The organism is Sphingopyxis sp. L1A2A (genome assembly GCF_005502465.1).
Taxonomy (GTDB): domain Bacteria; phylum Pseudomonadota; class Alphaproteobacteria; order Sphingomonadales; family Sphingomonadaceae; genus Sphingopyxis.
Window position 1 is genome coordinate 1 of the sequence record NZ_SCOT01000063.1, and the last position, 4,808, is coordinate 4,808.

Sequence of the window (4,808 nt, forward strand, 5' to 3'; positions counted from 1 at the left end):
TGATCAAATCGGAATGGTGCGCAGCTTCAAATCGGAATGCTGCGCGAGATCACGTCGGAATGCTGCGCACGATCAAATCGGAACACTGCGCGTGATGACCTCGGAATCCGCAGACGCCCTTGTCATCGATGGGGATCTCAAAAAGGCCAAGAAGATTGTGGAGAAAATCCGCGATACTGAAGTATGGCCGATCGGGCACTGGAGAGATGACGGCCAAGGGACTTTCGGCGTTAAAAAGTACCTTGAAGACGTGAAGAAGGGCATCACGCCCATGACTTACTGGTCAGACGATGACTATGACTCTCCCCTTGTCACAGATAGCACTTCGTGGGACCATGAACAGTCTGGCCATAGCCAGTCGGGCATCAACGAGCTCACAGCGATCGTCGGCCCGGGCCATGGGTTCGAGACCGTTAAACCGCTAAAGCTTATAAAAAAGATCATTCAGATTTGGTGCCCGCCATCGGGCATAGTTCTCGACCCTTTTGCCGGGTCGGGAACAACTGGCCATGCGGTGTTAGGCCTCAACCACGAGTCCGGTGCATCGCGCAGATTCCTGTTAGTGGAGCAGGGTCGGCCGGAGCGCGGAGATGCTTATGCTCGGACTCTGACCTACGAGCGGCTAAAGCGTGTTATTTCCGGCGAACGTGCGTCGAAGGATGGCAAGGTGTCTCTCAGCGCCGAACCACTACCGGGAGGGTTCCGCTTCTCCAAGCTAATGGATCAGGTCGATGCCAGCGCCGTCCTTGCCCTTGAGCGCGAGGAAATGGTCGACCTCCTGCTAACGTCATACTGGGATCAACGCGACCGATCTGCTGGGCACTTGCAACGTATGCCAGCGGGAAGTCACGTCCACCTGTTCGCTAAAAGCGGCAAGGGGGAAGGATTTTTCCTCGTGTGGAATGGGCCGGATCAACCCTCAGTGCTCAACCGTACGGCATTTCGCGCCATTGCAGCAGAGGCAGAAGCGGAGGGCATAAGTCAGCCGTTCCATGTATATGCCCGCATTTCGACCTATAGCGGCCCGAACGTCGAGTTTTACCAGATACCAAACAAGATCCTAGACGTACTAGGCTTCAATGAGGCCATTCATCCGTATGGCGTCAATGAAACTGCCGATGTTGACGCGGCGGAGAGTGGCGCATGAGCATTTCTCTTTTGCCATTTCAGACCAAAGCCAGTCTCCAGATTATGGAGCGTTACCAGTTGCTCGTGACAGATAAGCGGCGACCGATGGAGTATATGGGGTGGCCAACCCCATTCTATCAGGCACTCGCATCGCTGACCGGATCGGGAAAGACGGCCATCCTAGCTGACGCAGTAGCGTTGATGCGGGCAACCATGCCGCTCGAACCGATAGTGTTGTGGATTTCAAAGTCCAAGGCCGTTGTAGATCAAACGTACGCAAATTTTGAGCCAGGGGGAAAATACGCTCATCTGATATCTGAGTTTGTAACGGGCTATCTGGCTGAAGTTAAAATAGCGCAAATCCACGACGATACTCAGGCATTGCTGCTTCTGGCGACGGTCGGCAGTTTCAATCAAAAGTCTAAAGGCGATGGCAAACTGAAGGTCCATCAAAAAGACGAGGATGAAAACGATGGTGCGCTGTGGGAGATACTCGGTGAACGAAAATCGCCGGGGGCGCCTGCACGACGTCCACTAATCGTCGTCTACGACGAAGCGCACAACCTTTCAGATCAACAGACAAATCTAATTTTAGAGCTCGAGCCAGACGTGATCTTGGCGGCCTCCGCAACGATGCGGACTCCCGGTAGGCTGGGACAAGTTGTAGAGCGTTTAAAGCAAGTCGGTTGGGATGATACCCCGCATACTGACCTCGAGGGATCACCTTCAAGGTGCCTCATTACGGCGATTCGTTCGAAAGAGCCAGTCGAAGCCGGGCTTGTGAAACGCCAGATAGTGCTTGGCGGGTATGATACGGAGATGGAAACCACCCTGAACGACATGGTGGAAGAGTTTCAGCTTGCTACTGTCAGAGCACAGGATTTGGACGCCGGTTTTGCTCCGAAGGCGATCTATGTGTGCCGCACTAACGTGAGCCAAGACGATGGCACAGCGGACAATCCGAACAAGCCTTTCAATGACAGAAAAGCTCCGCCGATCCTCATTTGGCGGTATCTAGTAGAGAGCAAAGGCATTCCTGCCAGCGAAATTGCTGTTTATTGCGATCTAAAAATGAATCAGAAGGACTATCCAGCCCCCTCTGATTTCAAGCTTTTTTCCGGCGGAGAAGACGATTTCAATGTCTTTTCTGAAGGAAATTTTCGGCACATCATTTTCAACCAGAGCCTCCAAGAAGGCTGGGACGATCCGGCTTGTTGCTTTGCATACATTGACAAGTCGATGGGCTCCGCCCTTCAGGTGGAGCAAGTTATCGGGCGAGTTCTCCGGCAACCCGGTGCGCGCCATTATACCGACCCACTACTCAACACGGCGAATTTTTATATTCGCATCGACAGCAAGCAAGAGTTTCCTCGCATACTTGAGGTCGTTCGCCGGAAGATAGCCGCTGAGATGCCCGACGTTAAGCTGGACGGCTACAGCGATGCGAGGGATCGACGCCGAGCTCGGCTTGAGCCGAGGAAAATGCTTACGGTTCCCGAGATCCATATTGATGCGGATGAGGCGGTGGTGCCATTGTCAGACGCGATTCGTGCGATCCACGATTACACTGCGGATTCTCCAAATGTGCGGGGCGCTGGCGAGTTGACGCGCGCTGTTCAACAAGTCGGAGATGGATCTAAACCGAACATACAGACTGTTCAGAAAGAACACTCCAATCGTGTTATCGCTCGTTGGCTCATACGGCGGCATATGCAGTCCCGCTATCCTGAAGCCGCTAAAACCATCGATTGGGCAGACCCTAAATTCGAGGCCAAAGTTGAAATCACGAGCATTGCAGCGCAGCAGCTGCGTGATGATGGCGAGAGGCTCGTTGACACATATCTAGCTCACGCCGAACTCGCGTTCGAAGATTACAATCCGTATGTTGTCAGCGCGGCAATGACGAAACCCGATGTAATGGAAATTTTCGTCAACTCCGGACACGATGGCTATAGCGATCTCAATGGGCCAGAACTCGATGTGGCGCGCGAAATAGATGCCACAGGCTATCCATGGGTCCGCAATCCGGTAAACGGCGGCTACTCAATCCCGCTCTTGGAGAAAGGCGAAAGCCGGAGGTTTTTCCCAGATTTCCTCGTCTGGAAAGACGAAAAGGTTTTCGCGCTAGATCCGAAAGGCGGCTTCCTTTTGCAAACTGAGGCGGGCAGGAAACTTCTCGCGATACGAGACGAAAAGGGCCAGCAGCGTGTGCTCGTCCGATTTCTGACTGAAGGATCCTGGTCTAATGACACGATGAAGCAGACCAGTAAGTCGGGCTTCGCGGTCTGGCGCATGACGACGACGGGGCAGATTCGTTGCACCAATCATTCCTCTTTGAAAGAGGCGGTCACGCGCGCATTGGAATCTAAATGACCTTGCTTCTCGGCTACATGCCGCACCGATAGCAGCCCATCGACCGGATGACATCAATACGGTCGCAATGCGGCTGTGGCGAAAGTAGCAGTGTGCCACAACTGCGCCCGCCCCCAAATTATCCGGGCCAGATACGGTTTTCAGGCTTGCTCCGCCGCTTGCGCTCTTTCTCTATTTTTTTGATTTGTCGGCGTATATCAGGGAGAAACTCGCGACTGAAATCATCTTCATCTTCGGTCATTCGATCCCACCCCTCGTCGATCCAGTCGACAAAAAGCGGCGCGATTTCCTCGGATGCTTTTCGGTGAGCATGCGTTTGATGAAGGAAGCCTTCCAAAAATGGCGGCGGCACGAAGTGCTTGAACGCGAACATCAACTGTTCACCGAACCGCTCTTGGTCGCGAGGATTAAGATTTACGGGTCGGTGCGCGAAAATTGCCTTCAGGCCCGACTGGAAGATATTTGGATTGCCGTCTCGGCCTCGTTGTGAGGGTCGATGACGTTTTATGCGATCAAAAAGTAGCTCGGTGTCCCCTTGCCGAATGAGACGCCTGACGAGCGCATAGGCGAAACGACGAAGCCAAACGTGGTGCGAATCTTCATGGAGAGACGCAGCTTCTGCCCGAGTCCAAAGCCCCCTCCGGACATATTCGCGCTCAATCGCGTGACATGCCCGGTCAAATTCATCTTCATCCACGGAAAATGATCTCACCCCAAAAATATTTGCTTCCAGCTTCGAAATCTCTGTCACCAGCTTGACTCCTCGCGTGGATATTATCCCATCCCGTTGGGATTGTATATCGAGGTAAGTCCAAGGATAATCGGCCCTTCAGCGCGAAATATATTCGTTTTCAAAGCTTGATCCGTGTGTAGATCACTACGCCTCCCAACCCCAATGGAGGCTAACATGACTAAATCAGAACTCAGTTTTAACGCTCTCTCGGCACCACAGCCAAACTCGATATTTCACGCTCATGCCGCCAGTTTACCTGCACTGATCAGCATCGCAGAATTTTGTCGTTCTCTGTCGATAGGAAAGACGACCGCCTGGTCCTTGGTCAGGGCCGGTGACGTGGAGGTTTGCCGAATAGGTCGGCGGACCTTGGTGAAGGTCGATAGCATCGCGAAGTTTGTGGCAGCGCGAACGTCGTCGAAACCAGCATGCGTGGGAGATGTGTGATGTCTCGGCGTAGCATCGTAACCGTGTCCTGAAGGCCACCTTGCGGGAAGCTGCTGCGGGGTGCTGATAGCCGCTCTTTGCGAGGAGCGGTGATGAGCGAGGATATCGGAGCGTCGGGAGCGAGTGT

General features: G+C 53.5%; 3 protein-coding genes. 2 read left to right on the forward strand and 1 reads right to left on the reverse strand.

All coding sequences use genetic code 11. From position 1 onward, the window contains the following. Both FFS68_RS17630 and FFS68_RS17635 read left to right on the forward strand, forming a co-directional pair. On the forward strand, positions 1-1,147 hold a 1,147-nt coding region (locus FFS68_RS17630; protein ID WP_137754506.1), incomplete at its 5' end, for a DNA methyltransferase. After that, on the forward strand, positions 1,144-3,501 hold the full coding sequence (locus FFS68_RS17635) for a DEAD/DEAH box helicase family protein (protein WP_137754507.1): 2,358 nt from the start codon (positions 1,144-1,146) through the stop codon (positions 3,499-3,501). The genes FFS68_RS17630 and FFS68_RS17635, both read left to right, overlap by 4 nt. A gap of 118 nt (positions 3,502-3,619) precedes the next feature. Here FFS68_RS17635 and FFS68_RS17640 read toward each other — a convergent pair whose 3' ends face one another. Continuing rightward, a complete protein-coding gene (locus tag FFS68_RS17640) occupies positions 3,620-4,252 on the reverse strand; it encodes a hypothetical protein (protein WP_137754508.1) in 633 nt (210 codons plus the stop codon). Between the last annotated feature and the right edge of the window lie 556 nt (positions 4,253-4,808).